The sequence below is a fragment of the Stenotrophomonas capsici genome, assembly GCF_034961085.1.
In the GTDB taxonomy this organism is placed as follows: Bacteria; Pseudomonadota; Gammaproteobacteria; order Xanthomonadales; family Xanthomonadaceae; genus Stenotrophomonas; species Stenotrophomonas capsici.
This window is the reverse complement of sequence record NZ_JAYFUH010000061.1, coordinates 239,140-257,181: the sequence shown is the minus strand read 5'-3', so window position 1 is coordinate 257,181 and position 18,042 is coordinate 239,140. Positions and strand designations below refer to the sequence as shown.

The 18,042-nt window shown below is 65.9% G+C and carries 13 protein-coding genes; 7 read left to right on the top strand and 6 right to left on the bottom strand.

The genetic code is table 11. The features are described 5' to 3' along the window. Nucleotides 1-28 precede the first annotated feature (28 nt). The gene (locus VA603_RS03040; protein WP_425603648.1) at nucleotides 29-865 is read right to left on the bottom strand and encodes a DUF3025 domain-containing protein; all 837 of its coding nucleotides are present in this window, start codon (nucleotides 863-865) and stop codon (nucleotides 29-31) included. Further along, nucleotides 862-2,223: a 30S ribosomal protein S12 methylthiotransferase RimO gene (gene rimO / locus VA603_RS03035; protein WP_313256221.1), complete on the bottom strand. Its 1,362-nt coding sequence runs from the start codon at nucleotides 2,221-2,223 to the stop codon at nucleotides 862-864. Before rimO ends, VA603_RS03040 begins: the two co-directional genes overlap by 4 nt. 424 nt (nucleotides 2,224-2,647) lie before the next feature. Here rimO and VA603_RS03030 point away from each other — a divergent pair, with 424 nt between their 5' ends. From VA603_RS03030 to VA603_RS03020, 3 genes are read left to right on the top strand one after another with little or no spacing between them, the layout of a single operon-like run. Then, entirely contained in the window at nucleotides 2,648-3,307 is a 660-nt protein-coding gene (locus VA603_RS03030; protein ID WP_323437890.1) for a dienelactone hydrolase family protein, read from the top strand. Continuing rightward, on the top strand, nucleotides 3,304-3,726 hold the full coding sequence (locus VA603_RS03025) for an HIT domain-containing protein (RefSeq protein WP_192286217.1): 423 nt from the start codon (nucleotides 3,304-3,306) through the stop codon (nucleotides 3,724-3,726). The genes VA603_RS03030 and VA603_RS03025 overlap by 4 nt, the downstream gene beginning before the upstream one ends. Before the next feature lie 31 nt (nucleotides 3,727-3,757). Then, complete coding sequence (locus tag VA603_RS03020) at nucleotides 3,758-3,925, top strand: LiaI-LiaF-like domain-containing protein (RefSeq protein WP_089153126.1); 168 nt, start codon at nucleotides 3,758-3,760, stop codon at nucleotides 3,923-3,925. Between the two features lie 81 nt (nucleotides 3,926-4,006). On the opposite strand, the gene dcd is transcribed toward VA603_RS03020, so the two are convergent. Beyond that, entirely contained in the window at nucleotides 4,007-4,579 is a 573-nt protein-coding gene (dcd, locus tag VA603_RS03015; RefSeq protein WP_323437889.1) for a dCTP deaminase, read from the bottom strand. A 141-nt stretch (nucleotides 4,580-4,720) separates the two neighbouring features. Next, nucleotides 4,721-5,563, bottom strand: a complete 843-nt coding sequence (gene apbC, locus VA603_RS03010) for an iron-sulfur cluster carrier protein ApbC (protein ID WP_425603658.1) — start codon at nucleotides 5,561-5,563, stop codon at nucleotides 4,721-4,723. A 200-nt stretch (nucleotides 5,564-5,763) separates the two neighbouring features. Here apbC and VA603_RS03005 point away from each other — a divergent pair, with 200 nt between their 5' ends. Beyond that, nucleotides 5,764-7,791 (top strand): alpha/beta hydrolase family protein, encoded by a 2,028-nt coding sequence (locus tag VA603_RS03005; protein ID WP_323437887.1) that lies wholly within the window; start codon nucleotides 5,764-5,766, stop codon nucleotides 7,789-7,791. 325 nt (nucleotides 7,792-8,116) lie between these two features. Further along, nucleotides 8,117-11,008, top strand: coding sequence for a TonB-dependent receptor domain-containing protein (locus tag VA603_RS03000; protein WP_323437886.1), 2,892 nt, complete (start codon nucleotides 8,117-8,119; stop codon nucleotides 11,006-11,008). A 106-nt stretch (nucleotides 11,009-11,114) separates the two neighbouring features. Here VA603_RS03000 and VA603_RS02995 read toward each other — a convergent pair whose 3' ends face one another. Further along, nucleotides 11,115-12,716 (bottom strand): phytoene desaturase family protein, encoded by a 1,602-nt coding sequence (locus tag VA603_RS02995; protein WP_323437885.1) that lies wholly within the window; start codon nucleotides 12,714-12,716, stop codon nucleotides 11,115-11,117. 167 nt (nucleotides 12,717-12,883) lie between these two features. Between VA603_RS02995 and VA603_RS02990 the strand changes: the two genes are divergently transcribed. Both VA603_RS02990 and VA603_RS02985 read left to right on the top strand, forming a co-directional pair. Then, nucleotides 12,884-14,980: a M13 family metallopeptidase gene (locus VA603_RS02990; RefSeq protein ID WP_243694088.1), complete on the top strand. Its 2,097-nt coding sequence runs from the start codon at nucleotides 12,884-12,886 to the stop codon at nucleotides 14,978-14,980. 222 nt (nucleotides 14,981-15,202) lie between these two features. Next, the gene (locus tag VA603_RS02985) at nucleotides 15,203-17,218 is read left to right on the top strand and encodes a M13 family metallopeptidase (protein WP_323437884.1); all 2,016 of its coding nucleotides are present in this window, start codon (nucleotides 15,203-15,205) and stop codon (nucleotides 17,216-17,218) included. 141 nt (nucleotides 17,219-17,359) lie between these two features. On the opposite strand, the gene VA603_RS02980 is transcribed toward VA603_RS02985, so the two are convergent. Beyond that, the gene (locus VA603_RS02980) at nucleotides 17,360-18,013 is read right to left on the bottom strand and encodes a rhomboid family intramembrane serine protease (RefSeq protein WP_323437883.1); all 654 of its coding nucleotides are present in this window, start codon (nucleotides 18,011-18,013) and stop codon (nucleotides 17,360-17,362) included. Between the last annotated feature and the right edge of the window lie 29 nt (nucleotides 18,014-18,042).

Here is an 18,042-nt window from a genome sequence, read left to right as displayed (position 1 = left end):
GCGACCGTTGCGGGGATTGCATCCCCGCCTACGCGGGTTCGGCCAACGCGGGCGGATAGCGACGCCCCTCACGCAGCGGGCGGAAGTAGTCCGCCTGCGCCAGGAATGCCGCATCCTGGTGCGGATGCCACCCGGGGATACCGGCCAACGGCAACGGGCGCAATTCGGATGCAGCGGCCAAGACCTGCCCGGCGGTGATCGCCGCGGCGACCCGCGCCACGGCAGCGGCGTCCGCTGCACCGTGCACCACCACGCACTTGCCGACCAGCAAGCGTCCCGGCACCAGCATCTGTTCCATCAACGCGTGCCCGATCACGGCGGCCACGGCGATGTCACCCCGTTGCCAGCCCACTGGCGCGAACAGTGCCGGCCAGTCGTGCCGATCCCACGCCAGCAGCAGCGCCGGATCGCGCACGCGCACGATCACGCCGGATTCGTCGAACTGGGTCAGGGCCTGCTGCGCAGGGTTGCGTTCGCTCGCCCCCAGCCGCGCGATATGCAGGCACTGCCGCGCATTGAGCGCATGCTTGATCGCCGGATGGCGCATCCACACCAGCGCGTTGAACAGGTCATGCCAGTTCTCTTCGCGCGTGGCGATGCGCCCCTGCGCAATGCGGGTTTCGTAGTGCAGGCCGTCGGCCAGCAGTGCGGCGTCCTGTGCCACGAAACGGTGATCCGGCGACGCCAGCCGCGCATTGAGCGCTTCGATGGCGGGCCAATCCGCGCCGGTCAGCAGGTCCCGTTGGTCGGCATAACCGTCGAACACGGGATGCCGGAAACACTCGGCATCCACCTGCCCGCGCAACGGGGCAATGAACCGACGCCGGCCCTGGCCGGCGCCTACTTCATTCATCGTTGCGGTCACAGCACCTTGAGATCGAACGGCTTGGCCGCCTGCTCGACCAGTGCATCACCGAACAGGTCGTGCTCGTCGCTGTCGGTGATCTCCACGTTGACGAAGTCACCCACGCGCAGGCGTGCTTCCTCGCCGTTCTGGATATGCACCAAACCATCGATCTCCGGCGCATCGGCCTTGGAGCGCGCCACCGCGATGCCATCCTCGATCACATCGACCAGGCATTGCTGCACGCTGCCGATCTTCGCTTCCAGCTTGGCGGCGGAGATGGCGGCCTGCTTCTCCATGAAGCGGGCCAGGCGCTCCTGCTTTACTTCTTCCGGCACCGGGTCCGGCAGGTCGTTGGCGGTGGCACCGTCCACCGGCGAGTAGGCGAACGCGCCGACGCGGTCGAGCTGGGCCACGTCCAGGAAGTCGAGCAGCTGCTCGAACTCGGCGTCGGTCTCCCCCGGGAAACCGACGATGAAGGTCGAGCGCACGGTGATGTCCGGGCTGATCTCGCGCCAGCGCAGCACCCGCTCCAGGGTCTTGTCGACCGCACCCGGGCGCTTCATCAGCTTGAGGATGCGCGGGCTGGCGTGCTGGAACGGGATATCCAGGTACGGCAGGATCTTCCCTTCGGCCATCAGCGGCACCACGTCGTCCACGTGCGGGTACGGGTAGACGTAATGCAGGCGGGTCCAGGCATCGAGCTCGGACAGGCCTTCGCACAGCGCCTTCATGCGGGTGGCGTATTCCTTGCCGCGCCAGGTGCCCGGCGCGTACTTGCGGTCCACGCCGTAGGCAGAGGTGTCCTGCGACACCACCAACAGCTCGCGCACGCCGCCCTTCACCAGCCTCTCAGCCTCGCGCAGCACTTCATCGACCGGGCGCGACACCAGGTCGCCACGCATCGACGGGATGATGCAGAAGCTGCAACGGTGGTTGCAGCCTTCGGAAATCTTCAGGTAGGCGTAGTGGCGCGGGGTCAGCTTGATGCCGTAGTCCGGCACCAGGTCCACGAACGGATTGTGCTTGGGCGGCAGGGCCGCATGCACGGCGTCCATGACGCTGGTGTAGTCCTGCGGGCCGGATACCGACAGCACGTCCGGGTAATGCTCGCGGATCATCTCCGACTTCTTGCCCAGGCAGCCGGTGACGATGACCTTGCCGTTCTCGTTCATCGCCTCGCCGATGGCATCCAGCGACTCGGCCACGGCCGAATCGATGAAGCCGCAGGTGTTGACCACCACCACGTCGGCCGAATCGTAGGACGGCACGATGTCGTAGCCCTCCACCCGCAACTGGGTGAGGATGCGCTCGGAGTCGACGAGGGCCTTCGGGCAGCCAAGGCTGACGAAGCCGACTTTGGGGTTCAGCTGGGACATGTTCACGGAATTCTGGGGGCCGGGGCCGGAATGACCACAGGGCCGGAAAGCGGGCGATTATACCGGTCACCCACCGCCCTGCCCTGCAACTGGCTTAATGCGCCACGCACACACCAAGGAGCGACGCCAAAGCCCCTCTCCCGTCCGCCCCTTCGGGGCACCTTCTCCCGCTGGCGGGAGAAGGGAGCGCCGCCGCCTGTGCCGTGCATGCATGGCCCCGCTGTGCCGCGCAGCCACCGTCCAGTGCCGCAGAAAGCGAAAGCCCCTCTCCCGCACGCGGGAGAGGGGTTGGGGTGAGGGCCGCTCTCCAGCACCCGTTCCAGAAACCAAAGCCCCCCATCATCCGTCCCTCTGGGGCACCTTCTCCCGCCGGCGGGAGAAGGGAGCACCATCCCCGACTTCCCCCTCAATTGGAGCTTCCCCCATGTCCCAATGGATCACTCTCTCCACCGCCCACGGCCCGGTCCGCGCCTGGCAGGCGCTACCCGCGGGCACTCCGCGCGCCGGCCTGGTCGTCATCCAGGAGATCTTTGGCGCCAACGCGCACATTCGCCACGTCGCCGAACAGTACGCGGCCGAGGGCTACGCGGTGCTCGCCCCGGCCTTCTTCGACCTGCTGGAACCGGGCCTAGAGCTGGCCTATGACGCCGAGGGCGTGAACCGCGGCAAGGAACTGGTGACCGCGCTGGGCGTGGACCGCGCGGTCAGCGTGGTCCAGGCCGCCGCCCAGCAGCTGGAGCGCCACGGCAAGGTCGGCACGGTCGGCTACTGCTGGGGCGGCACCATTGCCATGCTGGCCGCGCAACGGCTGGGCCTGCCCTCGGCCAGTTACTACGGCGCGCGCAACGTGCCATTCCTGGACGGCCCGTTCAAAGCCCCGGCAATCTTCCACTTCGGCGCGCAGGATGCCTCGATCCCGCCGGCCGCCGTTGCAGCGCATCGTGAAAAGCAACCCACATTGCCGGTATATGTGTACCCGGCCGACCACGCCTTCAACCGTGAGGTCGGCATGCACTACCACGCCCCCAGCGCCGAACTGGCGCGCGAACGCACCTTGGCCTTCTTCAGTGAGAACCTGCGATGACCGAAGCTGTGACGTCCGATTTCGAACTTGATTCCCGCCTTGCCACCGACAGCGTGCTGATCGCCGATGGCCCCCTGTCCCAGATCCGGCTGATGAACGACGACCGCTTTCCCTGGGTCGTGCTGGTGCCCCGCGTTGCCGGGGCCAGTGAATGGATCGACCTGGACGGCGCCCAGCAGCGCCTGCTGCTGGCCGAGATCAACCAGATCTCCCAGCACCTGAAGCAGAAGCCCAACGTCAGCAAGATCAACATCGGGGCGCTGGGCAACATCGTGCGCCAGCTGCACGTGCACCTGGTAGGCCGCAACGAGAACGACCCGGCCTGGCCGGGCCCGGTCTGGGGCAGCGGCAAGGCCCAGCGTTTCGATCCGGACGTGCTGGCCGAGCGTGTCGAAATCTGGCGCCAGCGGCTACGATAGGCGCCTCACCACCAACGGACACTGCACTCCGATGCGCTCCAACCTGATCGCCGCCCTGATCCTGATCATCGTCGGCCTGTTCTTCCTGGCCAAGAACCTGGGCTGGATCAACGGCAACATCGGCTCCATGCTCGCCACCTGGTGGCCGGCCATCCTGGTCGCAGTGGGCATCGGCATGCTGTTCGGGCGGGGCAAGTAAGGTCGCCGCACCTGCCGCGGAACCGGCGGAAAACAAAAAGGGCGCGGAATCCGCGCCCTTTTTCGTTGCCGCATGCCGGGCTCAGGTGCGCGGCAAGGTCACGCCGGTCTGGCCTTGGTACTTGCCGCCGCGGTCCTTGTACGAGGTCTCGCAGACATCATCCTTGTCGGCCTGGAAGAACAGCATCTGTGCCACGCCTTCGTTGGCATAGATACGCGCCGGCAGCGGCGTGGTGTTGGAGAACTCCAGCGTCACGTGACCTTCCCACTCCGGCTCCAGCGGCGTGACGTTGACGATGATGCCGCAGCGCGCGTAGGTGCTCTTGCCCAGGCAGACCACCAGGGTGTCGCGCGGGATGCGGAAGTACTCCACCGTGCGTGCCAGCGCGAACGAATTCGGCGGGATGATGCACTCGTCGGCCTCGATGTCGACGAAGCTCTTCGGGTCGAAGTGCTTGGGGTCGACGATGGTGGAGTTGATGTTGGTGAACACCTTGAACTCGCGCGAGCAACGCACGTCGTAGCCATAGCTGGAGGTGCCGTAGCTGACGATGCGGCTGCCATTGACCTGCTTGACCTGCCCGGCTTCATACGGCTCGATCATGCCGTGCTGTTCGGACATGCGGCGGATCCAGCGGTCGCTCTTGATGCTCATTCAATGGTCCTGATTTCGTGGGATCGCGCAGCCTGGTGCGCCGGTCGGGGCACGATTCTAGCGCAGGGGCCTTGTATCGCCGAGCCCGAGCCGGGGCTGCCACGGCTCGGCGGGCAGCGGCCGGACGAGGCCGGCAGCCGGTCAGATCAACGAAGACACGATCGGGATGCTGGCGCGTGGGCGCTTGGCCAGTTCCTCGGCCATGCGCCGGGCCGCGGCCAGGTAGGCCTGGGCCGGTGCGGAATCCGGTGCAGCGGCCACCACCGGCGTACCGACGTCCCCCTGCTCGCGGATGCTGATGTCCAGCGGCAGCGCACCCAGCAGCGGCACGCCGTACTGCTCGGCCATGCGCTGGCCGCCGCCCTCGCCGAACAGATGTTCGGTGTGGCCGCAGTTGCTGCAGGTATGCACGGCCATGTTCTCGACGATGCCGAGCACCGGAACCTCGACCTTCTCGAACATTTTCAATGCCTTGCGCGCATCCAACGTGGCAATGTCCTGCGGCGTGGTGACGATCACCGCACCGGCCACCGGGATCTTCTGCGACAACGTCAGCTGGATGTCACCGGTACCCGGCGGCAGGTCGATCAGCAGGAAGTCCAGGTCGCCCCACAGCGTGTCGTTGAACAACTGGGTCAGCGCCGAGGTGGCCATCGGGCCACGCCAGATCATCGGCGAGTCGGGCTCGATCAGGAAACCGATGGACATCGCTTCCACGCCAAACGCCCGCAACGGCTCGATGGTCTTGTTGTCCGGGCTCTCCGGACGGCCGCTCAGGCCCAGCATCGCCGGCACGCTCGGCCCGTAGATGTCGGCATCGAGCACCCCGACCCGCGCCCCCAGCGCGTGCAGCGCCAAGGCCAGGTTCACCGCGGTCGTGGACTTGCCCACCCCGCCCTTGCCGGACCCGACCGCAATGACGTTGCGGATACGTGAATGGGGAGAGAGCCCCTTTTGAACCTTGTGGGATGAACCCAATGCGATCGAACCGCCCACCACAACCTCAGCCTTTCAGACAGGGCGCAACTATAGCGCCTCGCCCGCATGACATCCCCCACCCGCTTCCGATCAGCACCTGCCTTTCCGCACTACGCGCTGGGTGGCGGTTCTGCTACCTTTTCCGTGTTGTCGTTCCATTCAGCAAGCTTGTGACCCAAGCAATCAACGTGTCCAAAGGATGAGATATGCACGTGGTTTTCGGCCGTACCTTGCTCCTCACTGCTGTTTCACTCGCTGCAGCCAACAGCTACGCAGAGTCTTCCGGGCCGATTGCCATCGAGGACCTGGCGCGGCTGCCCGCACTGCAATCGGTGTCGATGAGTCCTGACGGGAAGCACCTCATCGCCCTGGTGCCTTCACCGAAGAATGCGGAAGAAACCGCATTGGCCACCTGGGACACCAGCGCGCTTTCGTCCGGCCCCAAGGTGGTGACGCCGTCGGGTGATCGCATGAAGTTCATTGCCGCCGGTGCCCTGAAGTCGGACAAGATTCTGGTGATCGGCCGCCAGGAGTGGACCGGGCAGTTGGGCGGTTGCGGTGAAGGCAACGCGTCCGGCGCGACCAAGACCTTTGTCGTGAAGACCTACCTTACCGGTGACGATCAGAAGGAGTTCAACGAGGCCTTCACCGACAACACCCGCAGGCTCGGCGTGAGCGAGCAGACCCAGCGCTGCCTGGAGCTCGCTGGCACGGCATCGCTGGTGAACATGCTGCCGCTGGACCCGGACCGGGTCGTCATCCAGCAGCTCAGCGAGCTGAGCCTGACCTCGAACTACTACCTGTACAACCTCAAGACCAAGGAAACCGAACTGCTCTTCCGCGGCGGTACGCGCGCCTCGCCGGCCCTGTTCGACTCGCGCACCGGCAAGGTGCTGGCGAAGTCCCAGATCGAAGCGGCAGGCAGCGACTATGAGCAGCAGGTACTGATCCTGGACCCGGCCTCGGGCCAGTTCGTCCTGCAGCGCCCGCTGACCACCAAGCTGTCCGACCGGCATACGGTTGAACTGGCGGGCGTGGATGACGCCACCGGCAAGTATTACGTCTTGACCGACCTGTTCTCGGACAAGGTGCAGGCGCATCTGTATGACCCGAAGCAGCAGAAGTTCGACGCCGAGCCGGTTGTGGCCAACCCGGAGTTTTCCATTGCCCGGTTGATCTTCAGCACCCAGGCCAGCAACTTCAACCAGGTGCTGGGCTTCGTGATCGACGGCCCGTCACCGCGGACCGTCTATGTCGACCCGACCCTGAAGGCGATCCAGGACAACCTCAAGCAGGCCTTCCCCAACAAGCAGATCGATATCGCGCGCTACACGGACGACTTCTCGCGCATCCTGTTCAAGACCAGCAGCAACGATGCCCCGTCCAGCCACCATATCCTGCTTGACAGGAAGAACGTGGTGAACCTGGGGAGCGAGCGTCCGTGGGTCGGCGAAGGCCGGACCGGCGAGGAGCGTTGGGTCACCTACACCGCGCGTGACGGCCGCCAGATCCCGGCCATCCTTGATCTTCCTGCAGGCTGGAAGCAGGGGGATCCGGCCGCACCGGCCATCGTCCACCCCCATGGCGGCCCGTGGGCACGGGATTACATGGGCTGGGACGTGTCCGGCTGGGTGCCGCTGCTGACCTCGCGCGGCTATGCCGTGTTGCGCCCGCAGTACCGTGGCTCGGCCGGCCTTGGCCGCGACCTGTGGATCGCGGGCGACCGCGAGTGGGGGCAGAAGATGTCCGATGACAACGATGATGCCGCAGCCTACCTGGTTTCACAGGGCATCGCTGGCAAGGACCGCATCGCCATCTTCGGCTACTCCTACGGTGGTTTTGCCGCCGCGGCCGCAACGGTCCGGCCGAACTCGCCGTTCCAGTGCGCGATCGCGGGCGCGCCGGTCACCGACCTGGGCCGTCTGGGTACGTCCTGGAGCGACAACCGTCTGCAGCGCATTCTGCAGGGCCAGACCGTGAAGGGCATGGACCCGCTGAAGAACGCCGCCAATGCCAACATCCCGGTCATGCTGTTTGTCGGTGACCGCGACGTGCGCACCCCGGCGTTCCACGCCCAAGGCTTCTACGATGCGGTGAAGAACAAGGTGCCGGCCCAGTTCCACCTGATCGCCGACCAGCAGCACAGCATGCCGTGGTACCCGCGGCAGCAGCGGGAAACCCTTGGGCTCATCGAGAACTACCTGAAGAGCGATTGCGGCCCCGGCGGGCTCTGATCCCCGGCTGTATAGAAGTACCCAACCGGGGAGCGAAGGCTCCCCGGTTTTTTTTGATTGCCAGGGACGGGGGATCCCTTGTGGCTGGCCATCGGGGCTGTTGTGGGTACCGCGGAGGAAACCGAGGGACAGCACCGCCGACCACGCCGGTCCTGTAGAGCCGCGACCACCGGGCACCTCATTGCTTCGAATTCATACACGTGAATGAGAGGAAGTGAGATCAGAAAACCGTTGCAAGCGCAACCCCTCCAACCTACATTCGCTTAACCAGCCCATAACGCTGGCGAAACATTTTGCTGAACATTTTTCATCAGGAGAGAGCCGCATGAAGATGTCCGTCCAACGCGGACTGCAACAGTTGCCTTTGGTAATTGCTGTCGTCGCAGCACTGCAAGTCGTTCCGGCCTTTGCCCAGGAGCAGTCCGAAAAGACCGAAACCACCAGCCAAAGCGCAACCTCAAGCGAAAAGGCCAAGGATCTCGATACGATCACCGTCACCGGCTCGCTGATCAAGCGCCCGGAGTATGAAACCACCTCGCCAGTGCAGGTGATCTCGATCGAGAAGGGCTTGGCCGCAGGCCAATTTGATACCGCCAGCTTCCTGCAGACCTCGGCTGCCGCCGCCGGCTCCACCCAGATCAACAACCAGTTCGGCGGCTTCGTCGTCGAAGGTGGTACCGGCGTGCAGACCGTCTCGCTGCGTGGCCTGGGCTCGAACCGCACGCTGGTGCTGCTCGACGGCCAGCGCCCCGGCCCCGCCGGTACGCGCGGCCAGGTCGGCTCGTTCGACCTCAACGTCATCCCGCAGGCCATCCTGCAGCGCATCGAGCTGGTGAAGGATGGTTCGTCCTCCATCTACGGCTCCGACGCGCTGGCCGGCGTGGTGAACCTGGTCACGCGCAAGACCATGGACCGTCCGGAAATGACGTACATGATGAGCGTGCCGCAGCATGGTGGCGGCGAGCAGTTCTCCGCCTCGATCGCCAACGGCTGGAACTTCGACAACGGCAGCATCGTCGCCGGCGTCCAGTGGGACAAGCTCAACGCGCTGACCAACGGCGACCGCGACTACTTCTCCTGCGCACAGGACCGCGTCTGGGGCACCGATGGCAAGCGCATTGACCGCGTGGACCACTCGATCCTGGAAGGCACCCCCCTGGCCGGCTGCAGCGCGGGCAACCTGTACGCCAACACCATCATCAAGCTGTTCGACTCGCGCGTGCGCTACGTGCCGACCAAGGACGGCAGCACCATTGGCCCGTTCCCGGGCTACAAGCCGCGCCCGTACCCGTCCAAGAGCTATGCCAACTCGCCTGAAGCTTCCTATGAGGACGTGCTGAACTACGACTTCCTCAAGAACGGCGAAGTCATCAACGAACGCGAGCGTGCCAGCTTCTACGCGGCAACCGACTTCAGCTTCGACAGCTTCAGCTGGAAGACGCAGTGGTTGTACAACCGCCGTGAGACCAACGCCCACAGCTACCGGCAGTTCTTCCCGATCGTCTACAACGAAAGCGACGACGACTACTACCAGCCGATCATGCCGTTCGTCGATGACCAGAAGGTCAAGGTCGACTACTTCTACGGCGCCACCAAGTTCGACGGCATGTTCAAGGGCACCGACAGCTGGGCCTGGGAAATCAACGGCACCTACAGCCGCTCCAAGGGCAAGTACGGCAACCTTGCAATCGACGCCGCGCGTACCGGCGACCTGGGTGACCCAATGGGCGGCGATACCACCCCGGTGAACTACTTCGACCCCGGCTTCCTCAACGGCGAGCGGATGGGCGAACTGGTCAATGCCATCGGCGTCTGGGCCAACGGCAGCACGATCTACGAACAGTCCACCGTCAACGCGGTGGTCACCGGTGATCTGTTCAGCCTGCCTGCCGGCAATGTCGCCGGTGCATTCGGTGCGGAGTTCCGCCACACCAAGATCGACGACCAGCCCTCCGACCTCTCCAAGCAGGGCCGGATGTGGGGCTACAGCTCGGCCAATGAAACCAAGGGCACCGACAACGTCAAGGAAGCCTTCGCCGAGTTCGACATCCCGCTGCTGAAGGGGCTGCCGGCCGTCGAATCGCTGTCGGTCAACCTGTCCGGCCGCGTGTTCAAGTACGACTCGGTTGCCGATTCGGACAACGTGTGGAAGGCTGGCCTGAACTGGCAGATCATCCCCTCGCTGCGTGTGCGCGGCACCATCGGCACCTCCTACCGTGCCCCGGGCCTGTACGAGCTGTACCTGGGCGACCAGACCGGCTACCAGACGCAGGCACTGATCGACCCCTGCATCCTGTGGGGTGACAGCAACAACCAGTACATCCGTGCCAACTGCGCGGCGGCCGGCATTCCGGACGACTATGCCGGTGGCTCCTCGAGCGCGACCGTGTACGAGAGCGGCGGCAAGGGCAAGCTGAAGCCGGAGACCTCCAAGGCCAAGACGCTGGGCCTGGTGTGGACCCCGACCTTCGCCGACCTGAACGTCGCACTGGACTACTTCGATTACGACGTCCGTGGCGAGATCACCCAGCTCGGCGCTCGCAACATCGTGTACAGCTGCTACGCCTCGCCGGTCTACCCGAACTCGTTCTGCGACCAGATGGAGCGTAATGCGCCGGATGACGCATCCGCCCCGAACTCGATCGTCAACATCTACAGCACCTACGTGAACATCAACCGCGAGCGCACCCGCGGTTACGACCTGCAGGTGAACTACGATCGCGACTTCTCGTTCGGCAAGCTGTCCGTTGACGCACAGGTCACCTACACCATCGAGGACTCGTTCCGTCTGTTCGACTCCGCCGCCAACAGCGGCATCTCGACCGACGAGCAGATCGGCTACATCGGTCGTCCGCAGACCGTGGGTATCGGCAACGTCAGCCTGAAGCGTGGTGACTGGACGTTCAGCTACCAGGGCCAGTACGTGAGCAGCACGTCCAGCAAGGACTACGACCGCACGTTCACCTACTTCGGCTACCAGAACGCGACCCGCGACATCAAGGCCGGCTGGCAGTTCCTGCACCACGCCTCCGTGGCGTATGAACAGGGCGACTGGGGCATCCTGTTCGGTGTCCGCAACCTGTTCGACAAGGCGCCGGACCTGGTCTCCTCGGGCCTGGGTTCCGATGCCGCGGTGTACGGCAACGTGCCGGTCTACGCCTCGCAGTACGACTGGTACGGCCGCACCTTCTTCGCGCGCGTGCAGTACAAGTTCTGATCCCTGCGTTGAAGTGGCAATACGAGGGAGGCGACGTCATGTCGCCTCCCTTTTTCGTTGGCGTGCGGTGCTTCTGCCCGGTCCGGCGGCCCCAGACGGGTCGCCTTCAGATCTCCGCCGCGATCACCTGCGCCGCATTGTGCCCAGGCGCCCCAGTCACGCCGCCGCCCGGGTGCGTGCCCGACCCACATAGGTACAGGCCGGGGATCGCGCCCCGGTAGTTGGCCTGGCCCAGCATCGGGCGGGCGCTGAACAGCTGGTTGAGGCTCAGCGCGCCGTGGAAGATGTCGCCCCCGACCAGGCCGAAGGTCCGCTCCAGGTCGAGCGGGCTCATGATCTGCCGGCCCAGCACCGCGTCGGCGAAGCCCGGCGCCTGCCGGTCGACCGTGGCGATCATCAGGTCGGCCACTTCGTCGCGGTGATCGTCCCAGCTGCGCCCGTCTGGCAGCTGCGGTGCCACATGCTGGCAGAACAGGCTGGCCACATGCTGCCCCGGCGGTGCCAACGAGTCGTCCAACGTGCTGGGAATCAGCATTTCCACCACCGGCTGGCGCGACCATCCATGCTGGCGTGCATCCAGGTAAGCACGGTCCATGTAGTCCAGGCTCGGGGCGATGATGATGCCCGCGGTGAGGTGATCGCCCTGCCCCGGCAACACCGTGAAATCGGGCAGCCGCGACAGCGCCACGTTCATCCGGAACGTGCCCGAGCCACAACGCCAGCCGCGCATGCGTTCGCGCGTGGCGGCCGGCACGTCGGCCGGTTCAAGCAACTGTTCGTAGAGCAGCTTCGGGTTGACGTTGGCCACCACCGCCCTGCCGCGCAGCATTTGCCCAGCGCTGGTCACCACGCCGCAGGCACGGCCCTGCTCGACCAGTACCTTCCGCACCCCGCAGTCGGTCCGGATCTGCACGCCGCCTTCCTGCGCCGCACGCGCCATCGCCTGGGTGATTGCGCCCATGCCGCCGATCGCGTGCCCCCAGGCACCCTTGACGCCATTGCTCTGGCCGAACACGTGGTGCAGCAGCACGTAGGCGCTGCCCGGCGAGTAGGGGCTGGCGTAGTTGCCGACAATGCCGTCGAAGCCGAACAGCGCCTTGATCGGCGCGCTCTCGAACCAGCGGTCTAGGTACTCCGCCGCCGAGATCGTGAACAGGTCCAGCAACTCCTGTTTCAGCCCCGCGTCCAGCCGCTGCAGCTGGCGGCCGAGCTTGCCGGCCTTCCACAGCGCCGGCAGCGCCTGCAGCCAGCCACCCTCGCCCACGTTTGGCGGCGCCTGCAGCGCCTGCGCCCGCAGCACGTCGGCAAACACTTCCAGCCGACGCTCGTAGTCGGGCAGGCGCTCGGCGTCGCGGGCCGAGAACTTCGCCACTTCGGCCTGGGTGCGACCGCCGCCGGCCAGCAGGTACTGGCCATCGGGCAGTGGCAGGAAGTTGTTGATGCGCCGGGGCACCACGCGCAGGCCGTGACGCTCCAGCGCCAGGTCGGCGATCACCTGCGGCTGCAGCAGCGACACCGTATAAGACGCCACCGAGTTGCGGAACCCGGGATGGAACTCCTCGGTCACCGCCGCCCCGCCGACGACTGCCCGCCGTTCCAGCACCAGCACCCGTTTGCCGGCCTTGGCGAGATAGGCTGCGCACACCAGCCCGTTGTGGCCGCCGCCGATCAGGATCGCATCCCACTGCTTGCTTGATGTCTGGCTCATCGCGCCTGTATAGCACCCACCAGCCTCCTGCGGCGCACCGGTGGCTGCGCCCGGCGGGCATGACCTTCGACACCCTTTCGGTGACAGTTTCAGGCGTATCTTCTGGTGTCGGCTCCGCCCCGGAGCCCATTTCGTGCTCTGAAATCGGCCTGGAGGCCTATCCCGTGATCGTTCGCAAACCCCAGATCCTGCTGCTGTCCCTGGCCGTCTCGGCCGCGCTGATCGGCTGCAAGAAAGAAGAGACCCCGGCCGCTCCGGCGGCCGCGCCGGCCGCGGCCGCCGCCACCGAACTGAAGCTGGACGAATCCAAGCTGCCGGCCTACAACGCCTTCACCGCCGCCGACCTGGACACCAGCAAGGACGCCTGCACCGACTTCGGTGGCTACGTGAATGACAAGTGGCTCACCGCCAATGCCATTCCGGGCGACCGCACCAGCTGGGGCGCCTTCACCATCCTGGACGAGCGCTCGGTCGCCGTGCAGCACCAGCTGGCCGAACAGGCCGCCGCGATCAAGGACGCCACCGGCATCGAGAAGATCGTCGGCGACTTCTGGGCCTCGGGCATGGACGAAGCCAAGATCAACGCGCTGGGCATCACCCCCCTGCAGGGTGACCTGACCGCCATCGACGGCCTGCAGGACGGCGCCGCCATCGCCAACTACCTGCGCGGCACCGCCGCCAAGGGCGAGAACTTCCTGTTCGGCTTCGGTCCGGAAGCGGACTTCAAGAACTCGACCATGAACATGGCCTACGCCAGCCAGGGTGGCCTGGGCCTGCCGGACACCACCTACTACACCGACGCCAGCAAGGCCGACAAGCTCAACGCCTACAAGGCCCACGTGGCCAAGGTGCTGGAGCTCAGCGGCGTTGCCGCCGCCGACGCCGCCAAGCAGGCCGAGGAAGTGATCAAGTTCGAGACCCGCCTGGCCCGGGCTTCCAAGTCCAGCGCCGAGCTCTCGCGCAACGTCGAGCTGTACTACAACCCGGTCACCGTGGCCGACGCCGACAAGCTGACCCCGAACTTCAGCTGGACCGAGTTCTTCAAGGCCCAGGGCATCACCGCGCCGGAGAAGTTCTCGCTGGCCATGCCGGCCTTCCACGAGGAAGTGAGCAAGATGCTGGGCGACACCGACCCGGCCGTGTGGCGCGCCTACCTGCGCTTCCACACCGTTGACGGCGCCTCCCCGTACCTGAGCGATGCCTTCGTGCAGGAAAACTACGCCTTCTACGGCCGCGACCTGAACGGCCAGAAGGAAATCAAGCCGCGCTGGAAGCGCGTGCTGGGCACCATCGAGAGCGATGCCGGCGAAGCCTTCGGCCAGATGTACGTCAAGGTCGCCTTCTCGCCGGAAGCCAAGGCCAAGATGGAAGACCTGGTCAAGAACCTGGCCGCGGCCCTGAAGGACCGCATCCAGAACCTGACCTGGATGAGCGACGAAACCAAGGCCAAGGCCATCGCCAAGTGGGAAACCTTCACCCCGAAGATCGGCTACCCGGACAAGTGGCGTGACTGGTCGGGCCTGAGCACCACCCACGACGACTACCTGGGCAACGTGCGCGCCGCCAATGCCTTCAACTACAAGTTCGCGCTGTCCAAGATCGGCCAGCCGGTGGACAAGACCGAGTGGGGCATGACCCCGCAGACCGTCAACGCCTACTACAACCCGCTGCAGAACGAGATCGTGTTCCCGGCCGCCATCCTGCAGCCGCCGTTCTTCGACCCGAACGCCGACGACGCACTGAACTACGGCGGCATCGGCGCGGTGATCGGCCACGAGATGACCCACGGCTACGACGACCAGGGCGCCAAGTTCGGCCCGACCGGCAACTTCGAGGACTGGTGGACCGAGGCCGACTCCAAGGCCTTCGGCGGGCTGACCAGCAAGCTGATCAACCAGTTCAACGAGTACAAGGTGGGCGACCAGAACGTCAACGGCTCGCTGACCCTGGGCGAGAACATCGCCGACCTCGGCGGCCTGGCCACCGCCTACGATGCGCTGCAGAAGGCGTCGGCCGGCAAGGAAGACCCGAAGGTCGATGGCTTCACCCGCGACCAGCGCTTCTTCTTCAACTGGGCCACCGTGTGGCGCACCAAGTACACCCCGGAGAACGCCAAGGTCCGCCTGGCCACCGACCCGCACGCACCGGCGCAGTTCCGCGCGATGGGCGCGCCGTCGAACCTGCCGACCTTCGCCGCCGCATTCCAGTGCAAGGCGGGTTCGCCGATGGTCCGCGCCGGCGACAAGCAGGTGGTGATCTGGTAATCACCGCCCTGCGGTGAGGCAACACCCGAAGGCCCGGCATCGCCGGGCCTTCTTCTTGCCAACGCGCAGGAGCGGCCTTGGCCGCTCCTGCCTCGCTGCTCCCGCCGGGCTGCCAACGTGACCGGCTTCGCGGCCAGGGCCGTTGCTCCGCCTGGATGCGCAACATTGCCCCGGCGGCTTGTTAAACTCCGCGCACTTTGTCCTTGCGTGGATATGCCCCAGATGCCAACCGTTCGCCCGCTTTCCCTCGCCCTGGCCCTGGGCCTGGTGACCGTCCTGTCCTCGACCGATGCCGAGGCCGCACGCAAGAGGTCTTCGGCCCGGGCACCGGCAGTCAGCGCAGCCTGTACCGACTTCTACGAAACCAGCAACGCCGACTGGCTCAAGGCCAACCCGGTGCCGCAGGTTGGCGCCACCACCACGCTGGGGCAGCTGGCCAACAACACCCGCAACCAGCAGCTGCAGCTGCTGGACCGTGCCATGAATGCCCCGCAGGGCAACGTGCAGAAGCTGCTGGGCGACTTCTGGGCCAGCGGCCTGGACGAAGCGGCGGTGGAAGCCGACGGCTCCAAGCCGATCGCGCCGCTGCTGACCCGCATCAATGCGATCCGCAAGGCCAAGGACATCCCGGCCTCGATCGCCGCCCTGCACCAGGTCGGCATCCCGGTGGCCTTCAACTTCGCCCCGGACGTGGACCTGAAGGCACTGGACCGCCACATCGGCTACTTCATGCAGGGCGGCATGGGCCTGCCCGACCCCGCCTTCTACACCCGCACCGACGCCGACACCGTGGCGCTGATGGGCCGCTACCGCGGCTACGTGAAGCAGGTACTGGCGCTGACCGGCACCCCGGCCAACAAGCTCGACGCCGAATCGGCGCTGGTCATCCAGCTGGAAACCGAGCTGGCGCGCAGCGCGCAGTCGGTGGCTGACATCAACAACCCGTTCAACAACTATGCGCCGGTTGCCACCCGCGACCTCAACAGCCGCTACCGCAACCTGCAGCTGGACGCCTTCCTGAAGGCCCAGGGCGTCAACGACGACCTGGTCTCGCTGGCCGATGCGGCGCTGTTCCAGCAGCTCAACGGCATGATCACCCGGCTGCCGGCCGAGCAGTGGAAGGCCTACCTGCGCTGGCGCGTGGGTGATGCGATGGCCCCGTACCTGTCCAAGGCCTACCGCGATGCCGAATTCGAGTTCCGTGGCCGCGTGCTGCGCGGCCTGACCATCGCCCCGGCCCGCAACGAAGCCGTGCTCGATGCCATCAACGTCGCTGCTGGCCCGATGCTCGGCCACGAGTACGCCAATACCTACATCAGCCGCGACGTCCGCCGCCAGGCCGGCGTGATGGTCGACCAGGTCCGCGAAGCGCAGATCGCCGCGGTCAAGCGCAGCACCTGGCTCAGCGCCGAAGCCAAGACCGAGGCCGAAGCCAAGCTGGCGGCGATGAAGATCGAGATCGGCACGCCGCTGCGCGACCTGGACTACACCGTGCAGCCGATGGGCCGTGGCAGCTTCGGCGGCAACATGCTGATCGCCTCGACCTGGCGCCACGCGCAGGAAATGAAGCGCATCGGCAAGGGCAACGCCGACCGTCGCTGGGACGTGCTGCCGCAGCAGCCGGCCATCGCCTATGACATCGCGCAGAACCGCCTGATCGTCACCGCCGCCGCGTTGCAGGGCCCGATCTTCGCCGAGGCTGCCACCCCGGCCGAGAAGTTCGGCGCCTTCGGTGGCCTGGTCGCGCATGAGGTCAGCCGTGCCATCGACGCCAAGGGCGCGATGATCGACGCCAGGGGCGAACTGCGCAGCTGGTGGACGCCGGCCGACAAGAGCGCCTGGACCCTGCTGGGCAACCGCGTCGCCGCCCAGTACGGCGGCTACGCCTTCCCGGGCGTGAAGGACGCCAAGGTCAACGGCGAGCTCACCCGTGACGAGAACCTGGCCGACATCTCCGGCGTGGAAATCGCCTGGGAAGCGTTCAGCACCTCGCCGCAGGGTACGGCGGCATCGGCTGCCGACAAGCAGGCATTCTTCAAGGGCTGGGCCGGCCTGTGGGCGCAGCAGCTGTCGCCGAACGAAGCCGTGCAGCGCCTGGCCTCGGACGTGCGTGCTCCGGGCCGCTGGCGTACCAACGCCCCGCTGTCCAACCTGCCGGCCTTTGGCGCGAGCTTCAGCTGCAAGCCGGGCCAGCCGATGCAGCGCACCGACGCCGAGCAGATCCGCATCTGGCGTTGATGCGGGGGTGAGGGGCACGAAAAAGGCGCGGATTCCGCGCCTTTTTCTTTGCCTGTACGGCGCAGCCATGCTCTGGCCTTGCCCTGCCGAGCATGGCTCGGCACTACCGGCTGCATCACCGGCGGGAGTGGCCCGGCACGGTCACTTCACGCTGCGCAGGTGCGGCCCACGCTTGTTCTTGTTGTTGAACGGCGGCTGCCCGCGCCAGTAGCGGATCAGCAGCCAACCGAACAGCATGCCGCCCAGGTGGGCGAAATGGGCCACGCCCGGCTGCCAGCCGGTGAAGCCCAGAAGCAGTTCAAGGGCACCAAACACGATCACGAAGGTACGCGCCTTCATCGGGATCGGCGGGAACAGCAGCACCACCCGTTGGTTCGGGAACAGCATGCCGAACGCCAACAGCAAACCAAACACGCCACCGGATGCGCCCAACACCGGGCTGAACTCACCGAACAAGGCGGCCACCACGATCTGGCAGATGCCCGCGCCCACCACGCAGACCAGGTAGTAGGTCAGGAAGCGTTTCTCACCCCAGGTCATTTCCAGCGGCGCGCCAAACATGAACAACGCCAGCATGTTGAAGAACACATGCCCGAAGCCGCCGTGCAGGAACCCATAGGTCAGCAACTGCCAGGGCTCGAAGCCCGGCGAATCCATGAACACTTCCTGCGATCCCAGCGGCCACAACATCAGCTGGTTGAAGATGCCGGCGGTCTGCGGCAGCTGCTGCAGCAGGAACAGGGCGACGTTGGCGATCAGCAGCGTCTGGGTGATCTTGGGCAAGCGCGGGAACATGGGGACATCCTGGGAAACTGCCGCCATGA

Excerpts from the sequence above, each read along its gene's own strand:
- VA603_RS03005 (WP_323437887.1), top strand. The coding sequence starts at position 5,764 with ATGCACGTGGTTTTCGGCCGTACCTTGCTCCTCACTGCTGTTTCACTC.
- VA603_RS03000 (WP_323437886.1), top strand. The coding sequence starts at position 8,117 with ATGAAGATGTCCGTCCAACGCGGACTGCAACAGTTGCCTTTGGTAATT.
- VA603_RS03030 (WP_323437890.1), top strand. The coding sequence starts at position 2,648 with ATGTCCCAATGGATCACTCTCTCCACCGCCCACGGCCCGGTCCGCGCC.
- VA603_RS03020 (WP_089153126.1), top strand. The coding sequence starts at position 3,758 with ATGCGCTCCAACCTGATCGCCGCCCTGATCCTGATCATCGTCGGCCTG.
- VA603_RS02985 (WP_323437884.1), top strand. The coding sequence starts at position 15,203 with ATGCCAACCGTTCGCCCGCTTTCCCTCGCCCTGGCCCTGGGCCTGGTG.
- rimO (WP_313256221.1), bottom strand. The coding sequence starts at position 2,223 with ATGTCCCAGCTGAACCCCAAAGTCGGCTTCGTCAGCCTTGGCTGCCCG.
- VA603_RS03025 (WP_192286217.1), top strand. The coding sequence starts at position 3,304 with ATGACCGAAGCTGTGACGTCCGATTTCGAACTTGATTCCCGCCTTGCC.
- dcd (WP_323437889.1), bottom strand. The coding sequence starts at position 4,579 with ATGAGCATCAAGAGCGACCGCTGGATCCGCCGCATGTCCGAACAGCAC.
- VA603_RS02995 (WP_323437885.1), bottom strand. The coding sequence starts at position 12,716 with ATGAGCCAGACATCAAGCAAGCAGTGGGATGCGATCCTGATCGGCGGC.
- VA603_RS02980 (WP_323437883.1), bottom strand. The coding sequence starts at position 18,013 with ATGTTCCCGCGCTTGCCCAAGATCACCCAGACGCTGCTGATCGCCAAC.